This window comes from Cohnella rhizoplanae, assembly GCF_948329515.1.
Taxonomy (GTDB): Bacteria; Bacillota; Bacilli; order Paenibacillales; family Paenibacillaceae; genus Cohnella; species Cohnella rhizoplanae.
The window spans coordinates 148,651-171,673 of sequence record NZ_CAOJCN010000002.1; the positions used below are offsets into that span (position 1 = coordinate 148,651).

22 protein-coding genes are annotated in these 23,023 nt (G+C 61.4%); 14 read left to right on the forward strand and 8 right to left on the reverse strand.

Features of this window, described 5'->3' with window-relative positions; translation table 11 throughout:
- The first annotated feature begins 44 nt into the window (after nucleotides 1-44).
- Together lipA and PQG80_RS04980 are read left to right on the forward strand one after the other, a co-directional pair.
- Nucleotides 45-980: a lipoyl synthase gene (gene lipA / locus PQG80_RS04975; RefSeq protein ID WP_271750103.1), complete on the forward strand. Its 936-nt coding sequence runs from the start codon at nucleotides 45-47 to the stop codon at nucleotides 978-980.
- Nucleotides 981-1,051: 71 nt separating this feature from the next.
- Nucleotides 1,052-2,212 (forward strand): YutD family protein, encoded by a 1,161-nt coding sequence (locus PQG80_RS04980; protein WP_271750105.1) that lies wholly within the window; start codon nucleotides 1,052-1,054, stop codon nucleotides 2,210-2,212.
- Between the two features lie 550 nt (nucleotides 2,213-2,762).
- Here PQG80_RS04980 and PQG80_RS04985 read toward each other — a convergent pair.
- Together PQG80_RS04985 and PQG80_RS04990 are read right to left on the reverse strand one after the other, a co-directional pair.
- Nucleotides 2,763-3,623, reverse strand: coding sequence for an NAD kinase (locus PQG80_RS04985; protein WP_271750107.1), 861 nt, complete (start codon nucleotides 3,621-3,623; stop codon nucleotides 2,763-2,765).
- 87 nt (nucleotides 3,624-3,710) lie between these two features.
- Entirely contained in the window at nucleotides 3,711-4,883 is a 1,173-nt protein-coding gene (locus PQG80_RS04990; RefSeq protein ID WP_271750109.1) for a nucleoside recognition domain-containing protein, read from the reverse strand.
- A gap of 232 nt (nucleotides 4,884-5,115) precedes the next feature.
- On the opposite strand from PQG80_RS04990, the gene PQG80_RS04995 reads away from it, so the two are divergent.
- The 3 genes from PQG80_RS04995 (at nucleotide 5,116) to PQG80_RS05005 (ending at nucleotide 8,201) form a co-directional block, all read left to right on the forward strand.
- Nucleotides 5,116-6,651: an aminoacyl-histidine dipeptidase gene (locus PQG80_RS04995; RefSeq protein ID WP_271750110.1), complete on the forward strand. Its 1,536-nt coding sequence runs from the start codon at nucleotides 5,116-5,118 to the stop codon at nucleotides 6,649-6,651.
- 418 nt (nucleotides 6,652-7,069) lie between these two features.
- Nucleotides 7,070-7,447, forward strand: coding sequence for a globin domain-containing protein (locus PQG80_RS05000; protein ID WP_271750111.1), 378 nt, complete (start codon nucleotides 7,070-7,072; stop codon nucleotides 7,445-7,447).
- 52 nt (nucleotides 7,448-7,499) lie between these two features.
- On the forward strand, nucleotides 7,500-8,201 hold the full coding sequence (locus PQG80_RS05005; protein ID WP_271750112.1) for a DUF2225 domain-containing protein: 702 nt from the start codon (nucleotides 7,500-7,502) through the stop codon (nucleotides 8,199-8,201).
- An 8-nt stretch (nucleotides 8,202-8,209) separates the two neighbouring features.
- Here the strand turns inward: PQG80_RS05005 and PQG80_RS05010 are convergent, their stop codons facing one another.
- Nucleotides 8,210-8,446, reverse strand: a complete 237-nt coding sequence (locus PQG80_RS05010) for a hypothetical protein (RefSeq protein WP_271750113.1) — start codon at nucleotides 8,444-8,446, stop codon at nucleotides 8,210-8,212.
- Between the two features lie 133 nt (nucleotides 8,447-8,579).
- Here PQG80_RS05010 and PQG80_RS05015 point away from each other — a divergent pair, with 133 nt between their 5' ends.
- Both PQG80_RS05015 and PQG80_RS05020 read left to right on the forward strand, forming a co-directional pair.
- A complete protein-coding gene (locus tag PQG80_RS05015) occupies nucleotides 8,580-10,367 on the forward strand; it encodes a M3 family oligoendopeptidase (RefSeq protein WP_271750115.1) in 1,788 nt (595 codons plus the stop codon).
- Between the two features lie 614 nt (nucleotides 10,368-10,981).
- Entirely contained in the window at nucleotides 10,982-11,356 is a 375-nt protein-coding gene (locus PQG80_RS05020; RefSeq protein ID WP_271750117.1) for an O-methyltransferase, read from the forward strand.
- 78 nt (nucleotides 11,357-11,434) lie between these two features.
- On the opposite strand, the gene PQG80_RS05025 is transcribed toward PQG80_RS05020, so the two are convergent.
- Nucleotides 11,435-12,532, reverse strand: a complete 1,098-nt coding sequence (locus PQG80_RS05025; RefSeq protein ID WP_271750120.1) for a permease — start codon at nucleotides 12,530-12,532, stop codon at nucleotides 11,435-11,437.
- Between the two features lie 602 nt (nucleotides 12,533-13,134).
- Between PQG80_RS05025 and trpS the strand changes: the two genes are divergently transcribed.
- On the forward strand, nucleotides 13,135-14,142 hold the full coding sequence (gene trpS / locus PQG80_RS05030; RefSeq protein WP_271750121.1) for a tryptophan--tRNA ligase: 1,008 nt from the start codon (nucleotides 13,135-13,137) through the stop codon (nucleotides 14,140-14,142).
- 56 nt (nucleotides 14,143-14,198) lie between these two features.
- Here trpS and PQG80_RS05035 read toward each other — a convergent pair whose 3' ends face one another.
- Nucleotides 14,199-14,384, reverse strand: a complete 186-nt coding sequence (locus tag PQG80_RS05035; RefSeq protein ID WP_271750122.1) for a hypothetical protein — start codon at nucleotides 14,382-14,384, stop codon at nucleotides 14,199-14,201.
- A gap of 102 nt (nucleotides 14,385-14,486) precedes the next feature.
- On the opposite strand from PQG80_RS05035, the gene PQG80_RS05040 reads away from it, so the two are divergent.
- Nucleotides 14,487-14,711 carry an alpha/beta-type small acid-soluble spore protein gene (locus PQG80_RS05040; protein ID WP_271750124.1) on the forward strand — a complete coding sequence of 75 codons (225 nt, stop codon included), beginning with the start codon at nucleotides 14,487-14,489 and terminating at the stop codon, nucleotides 14,709-14,711.
- Between the two features lie 194 nt (nucleotides 14,712-14,905).
- On the opposite strand, the gene PQG80_RS05045 is transcribed toward PQG80_RS05040, so the two are convergent.
- Nucleotides 14,906-15,889: a metal-dependent hydrolase gene (locus tag PQG80_RS05045; RefSeq protein WP_271750125.1), complete on the reverse strand. Its 984-nt coding sequence runs from the start codon at nucleotides 15,887-15,889 to the stop codon at nucleotides 14,906-14,908.
- A gap of 91 nt (nucleotides 15,890-15,980) precedes the next feature.
- Between PQG80_RS05045 and PQG80_RS05050 the strand changes: the two genes are divergently transcribed.
- Nucleotides 15,981-16,280 (forward strand): hypothetical protein, encoded by a 300-nt coding sequence (locus PQG80_RS05050; protein ID WP_271750126.1) that lies wholly within the window; start codon nucleotides 15,981-15,983, stop codon nucleotides 16,278-16,280.
- Here the strand turns inward: PQG80_RS05050 and gerQ are convergent.
- Nucleotides 16,277-16,666: a spore coat protein GerQ gene (gene gerQ / locus PQG80_RS05055; RefSeq protein ID WP_271750492.1), complete on the reverse strand. Its 390-nt coding sequence runs from the start codon at nucleotides 16,664-16,666 to the stop codon at nucleotides 16,277-16,279. The two genes, PQG80_RS05050 and gerQ, sit on opposite strands and share 4 nt — an antisense overlap.
- A gap of 475 nt (nucleotides 16,667-17,141) precedes the next feature.
- On the opposite strand from gerQ, the gene cyoE reads away from it, so the two are divergent.
- On the forward strand, nucleotides 17,142-17,999 hold the full coding sequence (cyoE, locus tag PQG80_RS05060) for a heme o synthase (protein WP_271750127.1): 858 nt from the start codon (nucleotides 17,142-17,144) through the stop codon (nucleotides 17,997-17,999).
- 5 nt (nucleotides 18,000-18,004) lie between these two features.
- Nucleotides 18,005-18,700, forward strand: coding sequence for an SCO family protein (locus tag PQG80_RS05065; RefSeq protein WP_271750129.1), 696 nt, complete (start codon nucleotides 18,005-18,007; stop codon nucleotides 18,698-18,700).
- A gap of 106 nt (nucleotides 18,701-18,806) precedes the next feature.
- Here the strand turns inward: PQG80_RS05065 and PQG80_RS05070 are convergent, their stop codons facing one another.
- Nucleotides 18,807-19,166: a DNA primase gene (locus tag PQG80_RS05070; RefSeq protein ID WP_271750131.1), complete on the reverse strand. Its 360-nt coding sequence runs from the start codon at nucleotides 19,164-19,166 to the stop codon at nucleotides 18,807-18,809.
- Between the two features lie 192 nt (nucleotides 19,167-19,358).
- Between PQG80_RS05070 and PQG80_RS05075 the strand changes: the two genes are divergently transcribed.
- Nucleotides 19,359-21,122 carry an ABC transporter ATP-binding protein gene (locus tag PQG80_RS05075; protein WP_271750133.1) on the forward strand — a complete coding sequence of 588 codons (1,764 nt, stop codon included), beginning with the start codon at nucleotides 19,359-19,361 and terminating at the stop codon, nucleotides 21,120-21,122.
- Nucleotides 21,100-22,917: an ABC transporter ATP-binding protein gene (locus PQG80_RS05080; RefSeq protein WP_271750134.1), complete on the forward strand. Its 1,818-nt coding sequence runs from the start codon at nucleotides 21,100-21,102 to the stop codon at nucleotides 22,915-22,917. Before PQG80_RS05075 ends, PQG80_RS05080 begins: the two co-directional genes overlap by 23 nt.
- Nucleotides 22,918-23,023 lie beyond the last annotated feature (106 nt).

Sequence of the window (23,023 nt, forward strand, 5' to 3'; positions counted from 1 at the left end):
ATGTGAATCATGCTATAATAAAGGACAGAAAGCGGGGGAATGGCATGAAGAACGGCGTGAAGACGCCCAAGCCCGACTGGCTGCGCATTAAGCTGACGACCGGCGACAATTACCAGGAAATCAAGCAGATGATGAGGACCAAGACGCTTCACACGGTCTGCGAAGAAGCACGGTGTCCCAATATATACGAATGCTGGGCGAACCGCACGGCAACCTTTATGATACTAGGCGATATTTGCACGAGAGCATGCCGCTTCTGCGCGGTAAAGACGGGACTGCCGACGGAGCTCGACCTGCAGGAGCCGGAACGGGTGGCCGAAGCCGCGGAGCAGATGAACCTGCAGCACTGCGTCGTCACCTCGGTGGCGCGGGACGACCTCAAGGACGGCGGAGCCTCGATCTTCGCCGCCACGATCAAGGCCATCCGCCGCAAGCTTCCCTTGTGCAGCGTCGAAGTGCTCATTCCGGATTTCCAGGGAGACCTCGAGTCGCTGCGCATCGTGATGGACGCCAAGCCGGACATCCTGAACCACAACATCGAGACGGTCGCGCGGATGTCGAACCGCGTGCGCGCGAAGGCCAAGTATCCGCGTTCGCTCGAGCTGCTGCGCAGGGCCAAGGAACTGGCGCCGAATATCCCGACCAAGTCCAGCATCATGCTGGGCGTAGGCGAGACTTACGAAGAAGTGCTGGCGGCCATGGACGATCTGCGGGCGCACGACGTCGATATTCTGACGCTCGGCCAATACCTGCAGCCGTCTGCGGCGCACATGCCGATCGCGCGCTACGTGCACCCTGACGAATTCAAGCAGCTCAAGGCCGAAGGCATGGCGCGCGGCTTCTCCCACGTGGAATCGGGACCGATGGTGCGCAGTTCCTATCATGCCCATTCGCAGGTGAAGTCCGCGGCGGCGACCGCGTCTTCCGCGCAGGCGCCTGCCGAAGCGGCGACCGCGGCTGCAGCGGGCGGAGGCAGCTAACGCCTGCCGGCCATGAATACTTTGCCGCGCGCAGCCCTGGGGCCGCGACGGAGACGGAAGGAGAGCCTTGCGTGATCTACCTGACCGGGAACAACGCTTATTCCGTTGTTCACGACCACAAGAACGGATGGAATCCCGAAGCGTTCCGGGAAAGATTCAGCGAGGTGCTGGAGCGGTACGATTATATCGTCGGCGATTGGGGCTACAATCAGCTGCGGCTGCGCGGTTTTTTCCGCGAGCCGCAGCCCAAGGCGCCGAAGGAATCGGTCATCTCGCACCTTTACGAGTATATACACGAGTACTGCAACTTCGGCTGCGCGTACTTCGTCATCGAGAAGCTCGATCCCGCAGCGGTTCCCGAAGGCACCGGCATCCGGCTCGAGGAGCTGCCTGCCGCCACGCCTGCTGCGGCAGACGCTGTGACGGACGAGGCGGGAGAGGGCCAGGAGGGTCAAGAGATCGAGCCGGCCGCTCCTGCGCCCGCGGCGGCGATCTCGTTGCCGGCGGCCGGCGGCATGCTCATGCGGTGGCCGCTCAAGGAACGGCCGGGCGGCCGTGTGCCGGGGACGAGCCCGTCCGCAGTCGCGCGCGCCGTATCCGAAGGCGCCGAGCGGCGCGCGGCGGCGGCGCAGACCGCGGCCACGAGCGCGCGCGAGGAGACGTACGGGCGCGGGGGCTCCTACGAGGGCGCCCGTCAGGACCGTGGCGGCGAGGGCCGCGACCGGAAGCAGGGCGGCGGCTACCGCGGCTCCCAAGGCAGCGGTTACGAGCGCAGGACCCAAGGCGGAGGCTACAACAAGCAGGAGCCTCGCAATAGCGCCAGGGACGGCGGCGAGCGTGCGCCGCAGACGGGCGGCGAAGGCGGCGGCTACCGCGGTGGCGGCCAGTCGGGCGGACATCGCAGCAGCGGCGCGCCGGGCAAGTGGCAGAACAAGAACCGGCGCCGCGGACCGCAGGGCGGCAGCCAGCAGGGCGGAGGCCAAGGCGGCGGGAATTATCCGCCGAGATCGTCCGCGCCCGGACCCGGCCAGCAGCCGACAGGCCAGTCTCAGGGACGCCCGCGCCAGGAAGGCGGCGGCGGTCCGCGGCCGGAGCACGGTCCGAGGCCCGACCACGCGCAGCGTCCCGAGCGAAGCGAGCGGCCCGGCGGGTTCTCCCGCCCGAGCGGCGGCGGCGGCCCGCGACCCGAAGGCGGCGGCAGACCCGACCGGGGCACCCCGGCGGGCGAGTGAGCGAATGACAATAAAGCCGTCAGCGCGACGAATGATCGGCGCGCTGACGGCTTTTTGCGTGCGCTAATTGAGCTGCAAGGACCTCGCTTCCGCTCGGACCATTGCAGCCGGAGTTACCTCGAAAACAAAGCTACTCGCGCCCGGCCGGACCTCCGCAGCCCGAGTTACCTCGAAAACCAAGCTAACTCGAACCCGGCCGGACCTCCGCAGCCTGAGTTGCCTCGAAAACCAACGCGGACCTCCGCAGCCGGAGTTACCTCGAAAACCAAGCTAACTCGCGCCCGACCGGACCGCCGCAGCCGGAGTTACCTCGAAAATCAAGCTAACTCGCCCCCAACCGTCCTCCGCAGCCGGAGTTACCTCGAAAATCAAGCTAACTCGCGCGCGACCGAATCTCCGCAGCCGGAGTTACCTCGAAAACCAAGCTAACTCGCGCCCGACCGGACCGCTGCCGCCCGAGTTACCTCGAAAACCAAGCTAACTCGTCCTACTCCGAGCTATCGCTTTCCGCTACAATCGCGTCATACCTCATATTCCCGCCCAAGCTGCTTCACTTGTCCTCGCCCGTATCGTCGAGGCCGGTAAACTTTTTCCGCGGAAAGTTCTGGCTCGTGATCTCCTTGGGGGAGCCGATGAACGCGTTGCGTACGCGGTTCCAGAAGGGGTGCGGCCGGTAGCGCGCGAAGTGAATCTTCTCCTCGGCGACCGTGCAGATGATCGAACGGACGCCTTGGAACCGCAACGTCAGGTGGTCGACGAGCAGCGAGAGGTCGTCCGACGGATCGGTGACGATATCGCAGTGATGATGCTTCGGGAGCACGACCGAGGATCCGAGCGTCCGATAGATGCGGTTGTTAATCGACGCCAGCTCGGCGATCTGCAGCGCCTCGAGCGACGGATGGAGAATGGCGCCGTGCACGCTCTTGTTGTAACCGGTGCTGCCCGAGGGCGTGGAGACGACGATGCCGTCGCCGCGGAACATCTCGAAGGGCTCGTCGTTAATGTTAAGCTGGGCGACCAGGGTGCCGCCCGGCCGCTTGAGCGTGAACTCGTTCAGCGCCAAGTAGGACTTGGTCTCCGTATCGGTGACGACCTGGACGTTGAGCAGCGGGTAGCTCACCTTCTGCGGCTCCGAGGTCGCGATCAGGGTCACCAGTTCCTCCAGCTCGGTTTTTTTCCAATCGGCGTAGAACCCCAGGTGTCCCGTGTGCACGCCGACGAAGGCCACGTCCTCGACGCGGTCCTTATAAGAATGAAAAGCCTGCAGCAGCGTGCCGTCGCCTCCGATGGAGACGATCAGATCCGGACTGCCGGGGTTGGACGTCAGTCCGCGCTCGCGCGCGAGCTTGTGGAATTCCTCCGCGAGTTCGCGGGACAGCGAATCGCCCCGGTCGAGCAGCGCATACTTCAATGTAATGCTCCTTCCCAGCTTAAGCGCTCTGTCGTTATATGAGATTGATGATAAACAAAATCGGCGCTTAAGACAATGCAAGGCCGATTAAGCGGCGTAGAGCCAGGGCCAGAGCAGGTAGACAAGGGCGACGCTCAGTCCGGCGTGCAGCAGCCGGGCTCGCAGGAACGGGCCGTACCGCCAGCCGGTGCGCCCCATCAGCCCCGCGACCTGCGCATGCACGGACAAGCCGGCCCAGGAGAGCACGAACGCCGCCGCGGCGACGCGGTCGATCAGAGCGGCGGGGATGCCGCCTTGCCCCGTTCCGGCTGCCGCCGAGGCATTGCCCAGCGTCACCTCGAACGTGCCCTGCACGTACGCGTTGGCAAGGCCGGGCTCGAATCCGAAGGCCTGCAGCAGCAGGGCGATCGCATGCTTGAACGGCAGCAGCAGGCCGCTGTGCAGGAGCAGCTGAAGCGTAGCCGAGAAGCAGACGACCAGCCCGCCGACGACGATCATGAGGGCGAGCGAGGACTTAACGGCCTGATTCAGCACGATGCCGAAAGGCCTTCCGTCCGCGATCCGCGCGTCGTGCATGGCCTTGAGCGCCCGCTTGATCCGGCCCATGCCCACGAAGTCCATGCCCGAGCCCGGCGAGGAGACGGCCGCTCGCTTGACCGCGATCGATGCGGCTGCCCTCGCATGCTCCGCGTCAGGCCCGTCCTTGCGCCAGCGCAGCAGCAGACCGAGCAGCATGGCGCCGCCATAGTGCGCGGTAGCGAGCACCGGCACGATGTCAAGCCGTCCGAAGAAGCCGAGGCTGACCGCCCCGATCAGGAAGATCGGATCGCTGGTCGTCGTCATGGCCACGAGACGTTCGCCCTCGCCGCGGCTGAGCAGCTTCTGCTCCATAAGCTGGGACGTGAGGCGCGCGCCGATCGGATACCCAGCCCCGAAGCTCAGCGCCAGCACGAAGCCGCCGGCTCCTGGAATGCGGAACAGCGGCCTCATGAGCGGATCGAGAAGCGTAGCGGCCAGATGGACGATCCCGAAGCCGAGCAGCACCTCGGACAGCACAAAAAACGGAAATAGGGCAGGGAACAGCACTTCCCACCATACGGATAAGCCTTTAAGCGAAGCTTCGAGCGCGACGCCGGGCATGAGGAGCGCGAGCAGGCCGATCAGCAACAAGCATGCGCCGGCGCCCGCTGCCGCGGCGAGCCGCGTCAGCCTCCGGAGAAAGCCGGCGCTTCCTTTGCGCGACAAGATAAAGTAGGACACAACGCACATCCCTTCCATGGACCAAGCTGCCCTCTTGTCCGATTATATGCGCCGTTCCCGCGGAAAATTTCAGGGAGGGCGCTCGAATCGTAGATGCGAGGCCGATGAAAGCGCGAGGTTGCTAATTGGCGGCCGCTGCTATATATTTTGCAGCGTAGACAAGTCCCGGAGGCTGCCTGTGCAGAAACGCGGGTCAGCCCCTTTTTAACATCGATCGCAAGGAGGCTTAACGATGAACAGCGCGAACGCCGAGTCCAGGCTATATCAGGGAGATTGTCCGGTCATACCCTACTTCGAGGCATTGTCCGCGATTCCCCGCAGCTCCGGGCACGAACGGGCGGCGAGCGACTATGTGGCCGCCTTCGCGAGAGAACGCGGTTACGAAGCGGTGCAGGACGAATCGTGGAATCTCGTGATCCGCAAGCCGGCATCGCCGGGATACGAGGACGCGCCGACGGTCATCGTACAGGGTCATCTGGATATGGTGGGCGAGAAAAACGAGGGCGTTGCGCACGACTTTCTCAAGGACCCGATCCGGCTGCGCCTGGAAGGCGACTTCATGTCTGCCGAAGGCACCACGCTCGGCGGGGACGACGGGCTGGCCGTCGCCTTCGCGATGGCGCTGCTGGCGGCCGGGGACGCCGAGCATCCGCCGCTCGAGATTCTCCTGACGACGGAAGAAGAGACATCGATGAAAGGCGCGCGGAAGCTCGATCCCGGCCTGCTGCGCGGCAGGCGGATGATCAATCTCGACTCCGACCGCGAAGGCATTCTATATGTGAGCAGCGCGGGGGGCGTACGGGCGTACCATACCGTGCCGGTCGCCTGGGCGGAGGGGGCGGGCGTGGGATTGCCCGGACGGCTGCGCGTCTCCGGTCTCGCCGGCGGCCACTCGGGCGACGATATCGTCCATGAGCGCGCCAATGCGTGCGAGCTGCTCGGCCGTATTCTGGACGGACTACGCAAGGAGCTGCCCTATGCCGTTGCGAGCGTGCGGGGCGGGCTGGCCTCCAATGCGATTCCGCGGGAAGCAGAGGCTTGCTTATACGTTCAAGAAGTTTATTGGGACCAAGCGGAGACAGCGGTGCGGGCGTGGGAGGCAAGATTCAGAACGGAGTATGCGGTCGCGGATCCGCAGGTACGCGTCACGTTCGAAGCGGGCGAGCGACGAGTCGATTTATCCGCTTCGCATGCAGAGCAGGAGACGGTGTCGGCAGGTACGGGGGCAGAGGCGGGGCCGCGCGTTTTTTCGGAGACCTCCAAGCGCGCGCTGGTCGACTCGCTGCTCCTCCTCCCGAACGGCGTCCTGCGGATGGACAAAGCGATCCCGGGACTGCCGCGCACGTCGACCAACGTCGGCGTGGTCGCGATGACGGCCGACGGCGTTCGCTTCGAGAGCGCGGCGAGAAGCTCGCTCCGGTCCGAACTCGACGCGGTCGTAACCCGGATGGAGGCGCTCGCCAGCGCGCTCGATTGCGCCTTCGAGGCGAGCGACTATTATCCCGGGTGGCCGTACCGGATGGACTCACAGCTGCGGGATATTTTCCGCGACGTCTATCTGCGGGAGCACGGCAAGCCGATGGACGTGAAGGCGGTGCATGCGGGCATCGAGTGCGGCATTCTCGCGGACAAAATCCCCGGCCTGGACGCCGTGTCCTACGGACCCGATCTATACGCCATTCATACGCCGGACGAGCGGTTCAGCATATCCTCGGTCGAGCGGACGTGGCGGTATCTGCTTCAGGTACTCCGTGAGCTGAAAGTTTGAATGGCTAGCGCATGAATTTCGACGAGACCGGTCCTGACGGGGCCGGTTTTTTGTCGACCAGAAAAATAATTGTAAGCGGTTGCAAAAAAGTAATGCCGCTGTTACATTCGTGTGGTACAATAGAACCAAGCTTTCGATTTTGCGAATGGGAGTGATGAACATGGCAGGAATTGTGGCAGGTCTTCTCATGTGTGCCTTCGTATACGTCATTCGGGAGTCGCTGGTCGGTCCCGAGGAAGACGTTTAACCGCGGACAGAACCGTTTCTTACTTCATCCGATCGCCCGTCGAGGGCGATTTTTGTTTTGTTCGGGTTCGGTAAAATTAGGATAGAAGTCGTGCGTCTTTGTGCTATAATGAAGGGACTTCAGGTAGTAAGTCCCGATACCTACACATGCATCGGGAGGAGATTGCAACCAATGAACTACGGCAGTCTGTACGAAGCGATCGGCGGAGCGGCCACCGTACGCAAGATGGTGGAAGGTTTCTATCCCAAGGTGCTGCAGCATCCGCTGCTGGGCCCGTTATTTCCGGAAGACATCATGCCCGTTATGGACAAGCAGTACATGTTCTTGACCCAGTTTTTCGGGGGGCCTAGTCTGTATTCCAACGCCTATGGGCATCCGATGATGCGGGGCAGGCATCTGCCGTTCCCGATCACGCCCGCGAGAGCCGAGGCATGGCTCGATTGCATGCGGCGGTCGCTGGACGAGACGGAGCTGTCCGAGGAGCTCAAGGCTTTCGTGCTGGAGCGGCTGTCCGGCCCTGCGCACCATTTTGTGAACACCGAAGAGTAAAGGGCCGTCTCGCGCGCGTTCGCCGGGACGCGTCCCACATGGAGGAATCGGGATGGAACCCCTATACCAGACCAAGGTTGCATGCGTATGCTGCGAAGCCGAGTTCGTAACCTCCCGGGTAAGACCGAGCCTTAAGCGCGCGATTCGTTCAGATACGGATTTTTGTTCTTACTTTCAGTCGGTGAATCCCGATTATTATGTCGTGCGCGTCTGTCCCTATTGCGGATTCGCCTCGACGGAGAATTCGAGCCCGCGTCTGGTGGAATGGCAGCGGAGCGCCTATCTTGAGCGTGTCGGCAAGCAGTGGCGGATGCATGATTACGGCGGAGAGCGCAGCGGCGAGGATGCCCTGGCCTGTTACAAGCTGGCGCTGCTGTCCGGACAGATCATCAAGGAGAAGGATCGCGTCGTTGCGGGCATCCTGCATCACATCGCATGGCTGTATCGTTATGAGGGCAATGCGGAGCAGGAACGCAGATTCCTGCAGTATGCGCTCGAGGCGTACGTCAAGACGTACCAATCGGAGCGGGAGCTGATGAACAACGCCCGTCTGCTATTCCTGATTGGAGAGCTGAACCGCAGGCTCGGGCAATATCACGAAGCGGTCCGCTGGTTCGGCCGGGTCATTCACGACAAGAGCATCATGGATGCAGCCATGATCCGCGCATCGCGCGAAGCCTGGCAGGCCGTCCGCGACGAGATGTCCGGCAGGGGCGCGGAGCTCCCAGAGGAGATGCAGCGGATCGGAAGCTGAATGCCGGGTCAGGCGCGGAGCGGCTTGTTCGACAGTAGATAATCGCTGTCCGCGTCCACAAGCTGGAGCCGCGACCGGCAGCAGGGCATCACGACCAAGCGCTTCATCAGGCCGCCGCGCAGTTGTTCGAGCTCGGCGGTCTTTAGCGGCAGCCGTACATGAGATTCGCCGCAGAACGGGCATTCCGAGGCGTACACTTCGTTCATCTGGATGTCATAGGGCAAGCTGTTGCGAAATGGAATCATGATTTCTCTCCTCTCTAGCTAAACCGTGTCCATTAACGATACAATAGTTGGAACGGGCTGACAATGTCCGGGTGCCGGCGAAGGATCGGTCCGCCGATATCGCCGGGTAACGCGTGAGAGGACGGGATCGAATATGACGGACAGCTACTCCCAGGTATGGGATCTGGACAAAATTTTCTCCGGGGGTTCCGAATCCCCGGAATTTGCCGCGTTCGCGGCCGCGCTCGAGCGCGACACGGGAGCCGTGCTGGCGGAGCTTCAAAGTGCGGGGGACGGCGTCCCCGACGAAGCGAGGTTGACCGACTGGACGTCTGGGCTCCAAGATCTGACGGCGAGGCTCCGCGAGGCGTTTTCCTATGTCGGCTGCCTGTCCGCGCAGGATATGGACGATCGCAAGGCGACGGCCTGGACGGAGAAGCTTCAATCGTTGTCCGCCAAGCTCGGCCAGTCGCTCGATCTGTACGATGCCGCGCTCGCCCGAGTACCTGAGGCCGACCTGGAGGCGTGGATCGCGACCGAGCCAGTCTCCGAGATCGCGTTCGTCATCCGCGAGCGGCGCGACTTCGTCAAGGAGAAGCTGCCGCCTGCGCTCGAGTCGCTTGCCGGCGAGCTCGCCGTGGACGGCTACCACGGCTGGGGCGAGAATTACCAGACGATCGTCAGCCGCATCGCGATTCCATGGGAGGAAGACGGTCAAGTCAAGAAGCTGTCCGCGGGCCAAGCGTTCAACAAGCTGCTCCACCCGAACCAGCGGGTTCGCGACGAGATGGGCGCCAAGTGGGAGGAGGCTTGGGCCGGTCAGGCGTCGCTGGCTGCGGACTCCCTCAACCGGATCGCAGGCTTCCGGCTGAAGCTGTACCAGGCGCGCGGCTGGCAGGACCCGCTCAAGGAGCCGCTGCTGATCAATCGGATGAGCCGCGACACGCTGGACGCGATGTGGGAAGGCGTGGCTTCGGGCATGGAGCCTTTCAAACGCTATATGGCGGCGAAGGCGCGCTTGCTCGGCAAGGAGCGGCTGGATTGGCACGACGTCTCGGCGCCGGTCGGCGCGGAAGGCGGAGCGATCGCCTACGACGCGGCCGCGGCGCTGATCAAGGACGCGTTCGGCGGGTTCTCCCAGGAGCAAGCGCGGCTTGCCGAGCGCGCCTTTGCAGGGCGCTGGATCGAGGCCGAAGATCGCGCGGGCAAACGACCTGGCGGCTTTTGCACCGATTTTCCGCTGACCGGGGAGACCCGGATCTTCATGACTTATTCCGGTACGGCCGACAACGTCTCGACGCTGGCCCACGAGCTCGGACACGCGTATCATGACGTGTGCGTCGACGGCCTCCAGCCATTCGGCCGGAACTACGCGATGAACGTCGCCGAGACGGCGTCCACGTTCGCGGAGGGGCTCGTGAGCGACGCGCTGCTGCGCGCGGCGGACAGCGACGAGGCGAGGCTATCGCTGCTTGACGAGCGGCTGCAGCGGGCGTCGGCGTTCTGCCACAACATCCATGCGCGGTTCCTGTTCGAGACGAGATTCTACGAAGCCCGCAAGAGCGGGATGCTCGATGTCGAGGCGCTGAACGAATTGATGGTGGCGGCGCAGAAGGAGGCGTTCGGCGACGCGCTGTCGTCGTGGCACCCGCACTTCTGGGCGGCCAAGCTGCACTTTTACGCGACCGACGTGCCGTTCTACAACTTCCCGTACACCTTCGGGTTCTTGTTCAGCACGGGCATCGCTGCCGTGGCCGAAGCCGAGGGTCCGGGCTTCCACGCGCGCTACGATCGGCTGTTGCGGGACACCGGCCTCATGACGGTCGAGGAGCTCGGCCGACGGCACCTCGGCGTGGCGCTAGACAAGCCGGAATTCTGGCAGGCGGCCGTCAAGCGCGCAACGGACGACGTCGCGGCGTTCGAAGCGCTGTGCGCGCGCTGATCAGGGATTAGGCTGCGCTAAAGGCCCTATACGTATGAGCTAAACGGGAGAACCGTACGCATTTTCGTACGGTTCTTTATGTTTTCTGAAGGTGATGATGGGCAAAGGCCTAACGTAGTGAAGGCGATGGCGGATTCGCGAGGCGGCAGGAGCTGATCGCCTCTTGTAGTGAAGGCGATTGCGGTTATGCGAGGTGGCTGAGGTCGAACGCCTCATGTAGTGAAGGCGATGGCGGATTCGCGAGGCGGTTAAGGCTGATCGCCTCTTGTAGTGAAGGCGATGGCGAATTCGCGAGGCGGCAAGGGCTGATCGCCTCTCGTAGTGAAGGCGATGGCGAATTCGCGAAGAGGCAGGTGAGATCGCCAAAAAAACCATATACCAATCTTTAAATCCATAATATAGGAGTAATATTTCTTTCTTTTTCTTTTAAGAGAAAAAAATGAATGATTTAGTCGAATTTTCTAGTTTTGTAGTTGAAATATCTAATATTCGTACTTATAATGATTCTTAAGTCAGGGGTAGAAATTACTGGCGAACATGGGGAGGAACTCCCAAACTAAAGGAGGAGAATTATGTCGTTTGAGTTGGAAGTCCCGCTTGCGAGGCAAGTAGACATGGCCTTTCAGCAAATGGAAGGCGAATTGAAGGGGATGTCGGCTGGGACGATCGTCCTCCAAGTGCGCAACGATATCGTCGGAAAATTCGGCATTCGCCATCTGCCGGTCGATCTTGCGGAGCGGCGCATGACGGGAGACAAGAAGCCCGAAGGTCTAACGGCAGAGAAGATTAGCGAGCTTCGTAGGGCGGCTGTTGAATCGATCAAGCGCAAATCGAGCTGGACGCATGGAGAGGTTACATACGATTTTGTGTTGAAGCAAGGCAAGTTATACTTAAGCGCGACGGTGGAATCGAACTACAACATGGCCAATGTCTTATTCCACTTGAATAACAAGCGGATGGGCAAACGGGACAAATCGAGCGAGCAATAGTTGAGAATATATGGAAAAAGAGACGGTCGCCATGGCGACCGTCTCTTCATGTGTGTGTGGATTTCTAGCGGCGGGAACTCACTGTAACCAACCCAGACGCTCGGCGGCGATCGATCCGGCCAGTACGAGCGCAAAGAGAAGCAGCGCAAACCGAATGACGAAGCCTTTGCGAAAAACGGAAAGCATGACGATCAAGCCTTTGAGATCGAGCATCGGGCCGAAGACGAGGAAGGCTAAGATCGCCCCCGGGTGGAATAAGCCGGCAAGCGACGCAGCAACGAAGGCGTCGGATGTCGAGCAAAGGGAGAGCAGAAAGGCAAATCCCATAAGGAAAAGATGGGATAACAGGCTGTGGCCGGAAGCGGCCTCCAGCGTCTGGGGGCGAAGCACGGTCTGCACGAGCGCAGTCAATGCGGCCCCGATCAACAGATACTTGCCCATATCGCGCATATCGAACATGGCATGGGAAGCAATGGAGGTTGCGGCAGACGCCAATCGGCCTCGGCGAGGACGGACTCCATCATGGCCGTGCTCATGCCCGTGCCCATGCCCGTGCCCACCATGCCCGTGCCCTTGCTCATGCCCACCATGCCCGTGCCCATGCCCGTGCCCACCATGCCCGTGCCCTTGCTCATGCCCGTACCCATGCTCATGCCCGTGCTCGTGCGTATGCTCATGCCCATGCTCATGCCCCACATGTCCGCTGCCTCGCGCGGCATCGGTCTCCCGCAGCGGGCTTCGACGCATGAACAGCAGCAGCGCCGTTCCCGCCGCGAGCGCGGTCGCTAGGGCGAGTAGAAGGCGAGCCACCGCCATCGCGGGATCGCCGGAGAATGCCGCTACGGTAGACGCGAATACGATGGGATTGACGACGGGACCGGCGATGATGTAAACGATCCCGATGTACGCAGGCAGACCCTTGCGGATTAGACGGCGCGCGACGGGGATCATGCCGCACTCGCACAGCGGGAGCGCCAGCCCGAGCAGGCTGCCGAACAACAGGCCGCCGATCCGGCTCTTTGGCGCGGCGGCTTGGACGAGCTTGTCGCTGACGAAGGTTTCGAGCGCGGCTGACGCCAAGGCGCCGAGCAGGAGAAACGGGAACGCGTCGAGCAGGATGGCCGCAAAGGAACGGAAGAAGACGGACGGCCAATCCGGATTTAATTTCCACACCATGTATAAACATCCAGCCGCGGCAGCCCATGTCGCGCATCGCAGGGCGTTGAGAGACATCGCGAGGTCACTCCCCTTCAGATCGGTCGCGGATATCCGGAATAAGGGACCCGCTGCACTGCATCCAACATTACTTGTATGCGGGCCTTGTCCCGCTCATGAGCTGAAATTTGGAAAGCAGCGGCAGAATCGTAGGCGAATAGACGGGTTGACAATGCACGCTTCAGGGGTATAATGAACGATAACATACGAGGCAATGATGAGAACGAGTAAGCGAGGCAAGGAACTTCAGAGAGCCGGTGATTGCTGCGAACCGGCGTTCCTCCTAGGCCGAATGGATCTCGGAGCCGACTGGGAAACGAGTATTTACGCATACGGCAATGAGCCCGCGCGGGATGCCTCCCATCCAGTCCGACCGTTCCCCGTTACCGGAACTTAAGGTTCGAGCTTGACGCATGCCCCTTCACCGGCCTTGCAGCAGCCCGAGCGAATTAAGGGTGGCACCACGACCTCTTCGTCCCTTTCGACGGAGGGGTCTTTTTGCGTTGATACACAGCTTGCCGGTCCATCCGGCACAATCCGGATTCAAGAAGGAGTCATGTACCATGAGCGAGGCAAAAGGATTAAAGCGCGTCCTCTCCGGCATTCAGCCGAGCGGACAGCTGACGCTGGGCAACTACATCGGCGCGATGAAAAATTACGTGTCGCTGCAGCATGAATGCGACAGCTACTTCATGATCGTCGATCTGCACGCGATCAGCGTGCCGCAGGAGCCGGCAGCGCTGCGCGAGAACACCGAATCTGTAGCCGCGCTCTATCTGGCTGCGGGCATCGATCCGGCCAAAGCGGCGGTATTCGTCCAGTCCCACGTGCACGAGCATGCCGAGCTCGGATGGATGATGATGACCTTGTCTTACATGGGCGAGCTGGAGCGCATGACGCAGTTCAAGGACAAGTCAGCCGGCAAGGAAGCGGTAGGGGTCGGGCTGTTCGTTTATCCTCCGCTGATGGTCGCGGATATCCTCCTCTACAAGGCCGACCTGGTGCCGGTGGGCGACGATCAGAAGCAGCATCTGGAGCTGACGAGGGACCTGGCGGGCCGCTTCAACCATCGCTTCGGCGAGACGCTCGTCGTGCCGGAGCCGTACATCCCCAAGGTTGGCGCCCGGATCATGTCGCTCGACGACGCCACCAAGAAGATGAGCAAGAGCAACCCGAACGCGGGAAGCTATATCGCGCTGCTCGATCCGCCGGACGTCATCCGTAAGAAGCTGTCGCGCGCCAAGACCGATCTCGGCCGCGAGGTCGTCTACGATCCGCAGAACAAGCCGGAGATCAGCAACCTTCTCAGCATCTACGCCAACTGCTCGGGAGAGTCCATCGAGGAGATTCAGAACCGGTACGAGGGCAGAGGTTATGGGGACTTTAAAAAGGATCTCGCGGAGCAGGTCGTGGGCGTGCTCGAGCCGCTGCAGCGGCGCTACGCGGAGATCCGGTCTTCGGGAGAGATTCACCGCATCCTCAAGGAAGGCGCCGACCGGGCCAGCGCGGTCGCGGCGAAGACGCTGTCGGAGGTCAAAGAAGCGATGGGCTTCCTGCCGCCGCTAAGATAGGAAACCAAAAAAGGCCTGCATAGTCCCTTCGGGGGTATGCGGGCCTTCCTCGATTTTTAACGCTGTTGAATTTCCCGGCGCCTGGCGATCTTGGACTTGAGGGCGAAGCCCCAGCCGATGAAGGCCAAGGACAGTACCGCAAGGCCCGAAGCGAGCCAGCCGTTATAGTCGATCGCGATGGCGGTGCCGAGCAGAAGCAGCATCGATACGACCGCGAACAAGAGTCCCAAAGGTTTGTTCAAAATGTGTTCACCCCCGAGTATAGTTTTCTTCGAGCATAGCATAATAACAACGCAAGCTTGCAACCAACACTACTCAGCAGGACGAAAGGAGAAATTTCAATCATGGCAAGCAATAGCTCCGGTTCCCGTAATCAAGTTCTGGTCCCGCAAGCTCGTCAAGCCCTGGAAAACATGAAGATGGAAGCCGCTCAATCCCTGGGCGTGCAAATCCCTTCGGACGGCTATTACGGTAACGTTACGTCCCGCGACGCTGGCTCCCTTGGCGGTTATATCACCAAGAAGCTGGTTCAAATGGCCGAGCAACAACTTTCCGGTGGCAGCCGCTAACATCCGTTAGCTCACCGAAAGCCCGAGGAGAACCCTCGGGCTTTTATTATTGTGCGCTTATCCGACTCCGAGGTCAACCGTCGGATGCAAAAAAAGTCCGTCCGGACGCACGGAAAAAGACGGCAGTTGCCGTCTTGGCGCATGGTTTTTACGAAACGCATTTGCCGGCCAAGGTCATCCCGCTCGGCTGAGGGTCAGTAGGCGTTCATGCGCAGCCGCTTTTCCAACCGTTCGTCGCTCATCCACCCGACATAGGACTGGATCGCTTTGTAAGAAGCGTCCATCATGACCGTCGCCACAAAGGGATATTGCTTGCGGTGCCGGTATCGGATATCGATCCACCGGACCTCGTAACCCCAGGCCTGCTCTTTGACGTGCGCGCAGGGGAAGGGCGTAACGGCGAGCAGCGCTTGCACGTCTTTGTTCTTTTTGGAAGCTTCCACGGCCGGGTGAATATCGCACTTCGTATGCTCGATCCAATGCACCGCGCCGTGGTCCCATTCCCCGATAGCGAACGTGCAGTCCGCCGATTGGCGCACGAGGTTCCACCGGCGCAGGTTCACCGTAGGCAGCAGCGTGTATTGATCGCCTTCCCGCCGCTCCGGATCGCAGGAGGGGATGCGCGCGCACAGCCTGCGGTAAACCGCGCTGCGCCAGGCATAATATAGGGCGAGGAGCCCGTACAACGCGGGGAACACGACGTTCGGCCTGGCCCAACCGATCACCCAAACGAGAAGTGCGGCGAGATGGGCGCCGAAGATGAACGGATCGAAAATGTGGATGACGTTCCAGGCGACCCACTTGCGCGTGACAGGCCTGAACGCTTGCGTGCCGTATGAATTGAACAGGTCGCTCAGTACGTGGACAAGCACCGCAAGCAGCACCCACAGACCGAGATGCCACCAGGATACGCCTGGAAAGGCGAGCGACAGCGCGAGCGTGATCAGGACGGTCCAGCAGGCGACGGCCGGAAAAGAATGGGACAGCCCGCGGTGATTTTTGATATAATCGGCATTGCTCTTAAGCTTGAGCAGCGTATCCATGTCCGGTGCTTGGGAGCCCGCGATCGTCCCGATGAAGGCGGCGAGGGGGCCGTAAGGCTCGGAGGCGATAACGGGATCGATCAAGGCGAGTCCGCCCAGTCCGAGCCCGAACGCCAGATGCGTCCCGGAATCCATGCCATATACCTCCTTTGTGGCAGTTTAGCCGCATATCGCTGCATCGGTAGTATGGGCGCGCCACGTTTTAAATATGAGGGGAGAAGCGGCGATGTCCTTGATCCTGTTTTGCGAATACAGCGTTCCGGCCGCCAGCCGCGACCGGTTCTTGGATTGGGTTCGGGAGGCGCCGTCGAGATGGCGCGGCGCCGAGCTGGCGGAGAATCGCGAGCAGCCCGGCGTCTTTGTGGAGCTCAGAAGGCCCAAGGACGAGCGGGAAGCGTCGGCCATGAAAAAAGAACGCCTCGAAGGGCGTTCATGGACGGAGATGGAGGCTTGGGTAAAAGGCGGACGGGAAGGGATCCGCGTATGGACCTTTGCTCCGCTGCTCCGGGATCCGGGCGCCGATTAGCGCCGCATGCCCGGATTGACGCCCTGGCCGAAGGGCAGGTTATACACGAGCGGCTCGTCGAACGTGATGTAATCCAGGTTCAGCGTGAGCAGCAGGAACCGCATGCCGGTCGCCGGGTCGCTGATGATGATATGGTCGCGTCCGGCGGCTTCGAGGACGCCTTTGAATATTTTGGCGTTCCACTCGCTGTTGTTTTCATAAGTCATGTAGATGGTGGCGACTTTGCCGAGGTTCATGCGCAGGATGTTCTCGACGTACGACTCCTCGCGGCCCGGTACGGGGATGAACGTCGCTGCGGTATTCGTGATGGGCATGCCGCTTGGCATGGCGCCCATCGGCATCGATCCGTTCGGCATCGCGACCATACCGGAGGGCATGGCAGGCATCGCGCCGGTGCCCGGCTGGGCGTTCATGGCGTTCATCGGCATTTGCGGCATGCTTCCTTGTGGCCAGGCCATTCGATTGAGCAAGAGAAAATCCTCCTTTTAATGGGGGGCGCCTTGGGCGCGGGTGAAGTTAATAGACGAGCGGGCATTCCGATAGCAGCGGTACGTAAAAAACAGTGCGACTTGAATCGGCCTTTGTTGCGTTGCTTTGATTTCACTGAAGGCCTGCCGGTCGCTTGGGCGAATGTCTCCGTACATTGTATTGCGCCCATGGGCGAAGTGTGACAGTACGGACGCGCGCATTTTGACGCTTTGAGGGCGGTCCGATGTCCGGCGGGTGGCGCGCAGGTGGCGATTTGATGAACAGCGGCGCGCGAACATTGTCAAGGTGTGCATATTTGGTTATCATCTAATAGAAGGAAATAGATAAACGATTCAGCCGCTTGCGGCTTTTTATGTTTGAAGGAGGCACACCGTGTTCAAAGATCTTGTGGCCCTGACCAAGCCGCGCATCATCCGTCTTAACCTCGTAGCGGCATTTGGCGGGTTCTGGGTCGCTTCGAGATGGCATATCGAGTGGGTGGACCTGCTCTGGATGCTGATCGGGACGACGCTGACGATGGCCGCGGCTTGCGTCTTCAATAATTACTGGGACAGAGACTTCGATACGAAGATGTCGCGTACGAGCGACCGCGCGCTTCCGCAAGGAAGACTGACGCCAGGCTTCGTGCTCGGTTATTCGATCGTGCTCGGGATTCTGGGCTTAGGCACGCTGTTCCTGCTCGTCAACCCGCTCTGCGGCTGGCTGGGACTGCTGGGCATGTTCGTGTACGGCGTCGTCTACACGGTATGGCTCAAGCGCACCTCCACTTGGAGCACGTCGATCGGCGGGATCTCGGGCGCCATGCCCCCCGTGATCGGATACTGCGCCGTGACGGGCGAGGTAGATGCGGGCGCATGGATCCTGTTCGCCTTGCTGTTCCTCTGGCAGCCGCCGCACTTCTGGTCGCTCACGATCCGCCGCGTAGAGGAATACCGCGCCGCGGGTTTCCCCGTACTGCCGGTCGTGAAGGGGATCATGCGCACCAAGTGGCAAATGATACCGTACATCGTGCTGCTACTGGTCGCTTCGATCCTGATGTACACGTACGATTACGTCGGCATCTACTATCTCGTGCTGTCGGTCGTCATCGTCGGGGCCTGGCTCATCCATGCCATCTCGGGCCTCGTCGCGAAGGATACGGAGAAGTGGGCCAAGACGGATTTTCTATTCTCGGTCAACTACCTGATGATCATGTTCCTCGTCATGATACTCGATACGAACGGAGTGTAACGTAGATGTCTCAAGAGTTCGAGAGCGCCGGCACGCCTGGCGGCGCCCAACCCTCCGGGGGAGTTCCTCTGACCCCCAAGCCGCCGGTCAAGCCCTGGTACGTGCGCTACGGCTTTTCCCTGGCGCTGTTCGCGCTGCTGCTCGTATTGATCGCTTGGTTGCTCATCCGCCAGCAGCAGGCGGACAAGCTGCCCGATCTGGGAGCCGCGCCCGACTTTACTTATCAGGACATCGACGGCAAAGAAGTGAGCATGAGCTCGCTGGACGGCAAGGTGCGGCTGGTGTACTTCTTCTTTTCCAACTGCCCCGACGTCTGCCCGCCTACGACGTTCATGCTCTCGCAGGTTCAGAAGAAGTTCCAGGAAGAGGGCCAGTTCGGGAAAAACGTCGACATCGTCTCGATCACGATCGATCCGGTTCGCGATACGCCCGAGGTGCTGCGCGCATTCGGAGACAAGTTCGAAGCGGACTACGCGGGCTGGAAGTTCCTGCGCGGCGACGAGGCCGAGACGGCGGACCTCGCGTCCAAGTACGGGCTGCTCGCGGTCAAGGACGCGGACGGGTTTTTCTCCCACGCCAATCTGATCGTCCTCGTCGACAAGAAGGGACGCATGCGCGAGCAGATTCTCCCCGAATCGTCCGGCATTCCGAATTCGGCGACCGCCGAGGACGTATACGAGAAGGTCAAGAAGCTCCTGTAGTTCGACAAAAAACACCCTTTGGCACGCCGTCGGCGGCGCCAAGGGGTGTTTTTACATCTAGCGATAGCTCCGGTCAAGGCTAGTCGCGCGCAGAGTAAGCGGACTTCTATTCTGTCCACCCGTCGGTCTCGGGAGCCGGATACAGGATAAAGTCCTCCAGACCTGCCTTCTCCAGCTGCTGGATCAGATATTCCTCGGGCGTGCCCTCGACGCCGGCGTAGCCGCGCCTCGTGTAGATATGGTCGGCATCCGGGAACACGTCGCGCAGAACGCCGCGAATACGCCGCCCGGACGAATCATTATCCATATAGAGGTACACGTGACGACGGCCGATTGCCTTGCGCAGCGCCTCGATGCGGCTCGTGCCGAGCGTGCCGAAGGTGCAGTGGATCGGCACTTCGGGGACCAGCACGCGCGCAAGCCGGCTTCGATCGTTTTTTCCTTCGACGATGATGGCGATGTCCAAGTGCCCGCGCCTCCTCGAATCGCGAGGAACCGGCTCGAGGCCGGTCCCCGCCGTCCATGTTTGCTTTATTGTACCACAAGGCCCGGGCATCCTAAGCGGAGATGAAATCGGAGGCGCGTTTGAGACCGCTCTCAAAAAGTTTTAGAATAAGGCCTATACGCAGGACCATCTCATACCGGGAAGTGATGCAGGTTGAAGCCTAAGCGGATGCTCAGGGATTATATCAAGTCGAAGTGGCGCGTCTACGGCCTCGCGATTCTGCTCATCTCGGCCGGCAACGCGATCCAGTCCTACTATCCCCGCCTGCTCGGGAGCTTCACGGATCGGCTGCAGCAAGGGAGATTGTCTCACGACGCCATCGTCGATTACAGCCTGGGACTGCTGGCGGTCGGGGTCGGGTTCGGCGTGCTGGCCGGCGCCGGTCAGTATGTTGTCATGCGGCTCGGGAGGTTGTACGAATTCGATATGCGCAAAAAGCTGTTCGCGCACTTCACGACGCTGAGCGAGCGCTTCTACTCGAAAAACGGCGTCGGCAAGCTGCTCAGCTACGTGATGAACGACGTCACCGCCGTCCGGGAATCGATCTCCATGGGCATCAACCAGACGACCAACGCGACGATCCTGATCTTGTCGGCGATGGTCATGATGACGCTCAGCGATATTCCGCTGTATCTTGTCCTCGTCTGCGTGCTGCCGCTGCTGCTCATTCCGTGGATCGTAACGCGGTTCGGTCCGGTCATCCGCAAGCGCTCCTTGAACGTGCAGGACTCGCTCGGCAAAATGACGGAGTCCGCGGAGGAGCAGTTCGGCGGCATCCGCGTCACCAAGAAGTTCGCCGCCGAGGAGACGATGAACCGGCGGTTCGGAGAGACGGTCGACCGCATCCGCGACAATCAGCTGCGTCTCGTGCGCGTCTCCTCGTTGTTCCAGGCGATCATTCCTTTCCTCGGCGCCATCTCCATGATCGTGACGATCGCCTACGGCGGGTATCTGACGATGCGGCATACCATCACGCTGGGCAACTTCGTCGAGCTCACCTTGTATATCCGGATGATGGTCGCGCCGCTGCAGCAGATCGGCAACGTCATCAACACCATGCAGCGCTCGCGCGCGTCGCTCGAGCGGATCGGCGACCTGATGGCGGTAGAGCCCGATATCCGTGAGACGGACGGCGCGCGGCACCGCAGTCTCGACCGGGCGCCTATCGCCATCCGCCATCTGAGCTTCGCGTATCCGGACGCCGAACGCCCTTCCCTGCGCGATATCAGCCTCGATATCGCGCCGGGCCGCACGCTCGGCATACTGGGCAAGACCGGCAGCGGCAAGACGACGCTCGTCAAGCTGCTGCTGCGCGCGTACGACCCGCCGCCGGGCACGATCCGCGTCGCGGGAGCGGACATCCGGGAGCTCACGCTCGAGAGCCTGCGGGATCAGATCGCCTACGTGCCCCAGGAAGGATTCCTGTTCAGCACGACGATCCGGGACAATATCGCCTTTTACAAGCGGGATACGGAGCTGCCCACGGTGGAAAAGGCGGCCAAGCAGGCGCAGATCTACGGCTCCATCGCCGAGCTGCCGGAGAGCTTCGACACGAGGCTGGGCGAGCGGGGCGTCACGCTCTCGGGCGGTCAGCGCCAGCGTACGGGACTCGCCCGCGGCCTCATCAAGGACGCGCCGGTGCTCATCATGGACGACAGCGTCAGCGCCGTCGACGCGGTCACGGAGAAGCGGATCATCGACGGCATCCGCAAGGCCCGCAAGGGCAAGACGACGATCATCATCGCCCATCGGATCAGCGCGCTGAAGCACGCCGACGAGATCGTCGTCATGGACGAAGGACGCATCGTGCAGCGGGGCACGCACCTCGAACTGCTGGCTCAAGCCGGCTTGTACGCGACATTGCACGCCATTCAGGAGGAGGGAGGCCGCGAGGATGCAGAACCGACAGCCCGCTGACCAGAAGGCCGCGCAAACGCAAAACCGTGCGCCCGCCGACCAGAAGGCCGCCTTCCGCGCCTTGTTCGGCTACGTCCGGCCGTACAGGCTTCGTTTTCTGCTCGTCTTCTGCTGCACCGTGCTCGCCATCGCGGCCGATCTTGCGCAGCCGTATCTGGTCAAGGTCGCCATCGACGACAATATCCTGAAGGGCCGGGACGATTACGGGGCGCTGCTCACGATTTCCGCGATCTATCTGGGACTTGCGCTGTCCGGCTTTCTATTTACTTATCTGCAGAACAATCTGCTTCAATATCTGGGCCAGAACATTATCGGCCGCATCCGCAAGGACCTGTTCGCGCATATCGGCAAGCAGTCGATGTCGTTTTTCGACCGGATGCCGAGCGGCAGTCTGATCACCAACGTGTCGAGCGACACGGAGACGCTGAACCAGTTTTTCTCGCAGGTGCTGCTCTCCCTCGTGCGCGACGGTCTGACGCTTATTTTTATCATCGCGATCATGTTCCAGCTCGACGTCCGGCTCACGCTGTACTGCCTGATTCTGCTGCCCGTCATCGCGCTCATCGCGATCGGGTTCCGGAGTTATATGAGAAAGACGTACCAGATCTCCCGCGCGGCGCTGTCGCGCCTGATCGCGTTCGCGGCCGAGAATCTGGCGGGGATGAACCTGATCCAGGCGTTCCATCAGGAGCGGGAGCAGCAGAACCGGTTCACCGACAACAATCGGACGTACCTGAAGGCCAACCTGCGCGAGATCCGCACCAACGTGCTGTTCAACCGGTCGTTCGACATTCTGGGCAGTCTGTCCATCGCGCTCGTCACCTGGCTGGGCGGCGTAGCGGTGTTCAACAGCGCGATCGAATTCGGCGTTCTGTACGCGTTCATCACGTACATCCGCCAATTCTTCCAACCGATCAGCACGATCACGTCGCAGTGGAACACGCTGCAGTCGACGACGGTCTCGGTCGGCCGCATCTGGAGCCTGTTCGCCGTCAAGCCGGAGATCGAGGACGCGGAGGAGACGCGGCTGCTGGCGCATGATCAGGTAACCGGACGGATCGACTTCAACCATGTCCGGTTCGGTTACCAGCAAGGCGTGCCCGTCCTGCACGACCTCGATCTGCATATCGCGCCGGGCGAGATGATCGGCATCGTCGGCACGACCGGCGCCGGCAAGAGCTCGCTGATCAGCCTGCTGTGCCGATTCTACGACGTATGGGAGGGGGATATCCGGATCGACGGCACGGACATCCGATCGCTCCCGCAGACGTCGCTGCACCGGCTGGTCGGGCTCGTGCAGCAGGAGCCGTACCTGTACTCGGGCAGCATCGTCGACAACATCCGCATGTTCGACGAAGCGGTCACGCGCGAGGAGGTCATCCGCGCCTGCCGGTTCGTCGGGGCGGACGATCTCATCGGCCGGCTCAAGGACGGCTACGACACGATGCTGTCGGAGCGGGGAAGCGGGCTGTCCGCGGGCGAGCGGCAGCTCATCTCGTTCGCGCGGATCATCGTGTTCAAGCCGAAGATCCTCATCCTCGACGAAGCGACCGCCAATCTGGACTCCTACACCGAGCACCTGATCCAGCGCGCGCTTCGGGTCGTGTCGCGGGAGCGGACGACGCTCGTCATCGCGCACCGGCTGTCGACCGTCATGCGGGCGAACCGCATCATCGTCATGAGCGGCGGCCGCATCGTGGAGGCGGGCAGCCACGCGGAGCTGCTCGAGCAGCACGGCTACTACGAGGAGCTGTACCTGCATTCCCAGGGCAAGGAGGAGCGGGGGACGGGGTAAAGGCTTGGGCGAATATAGCGCAAGCGGAATGACAGGCGGGCGGCGGCGCGGGTTTAAAGAGCGATGAGGGACATCGCGGAATAGGGATGCGGCGCATCGCTATTTG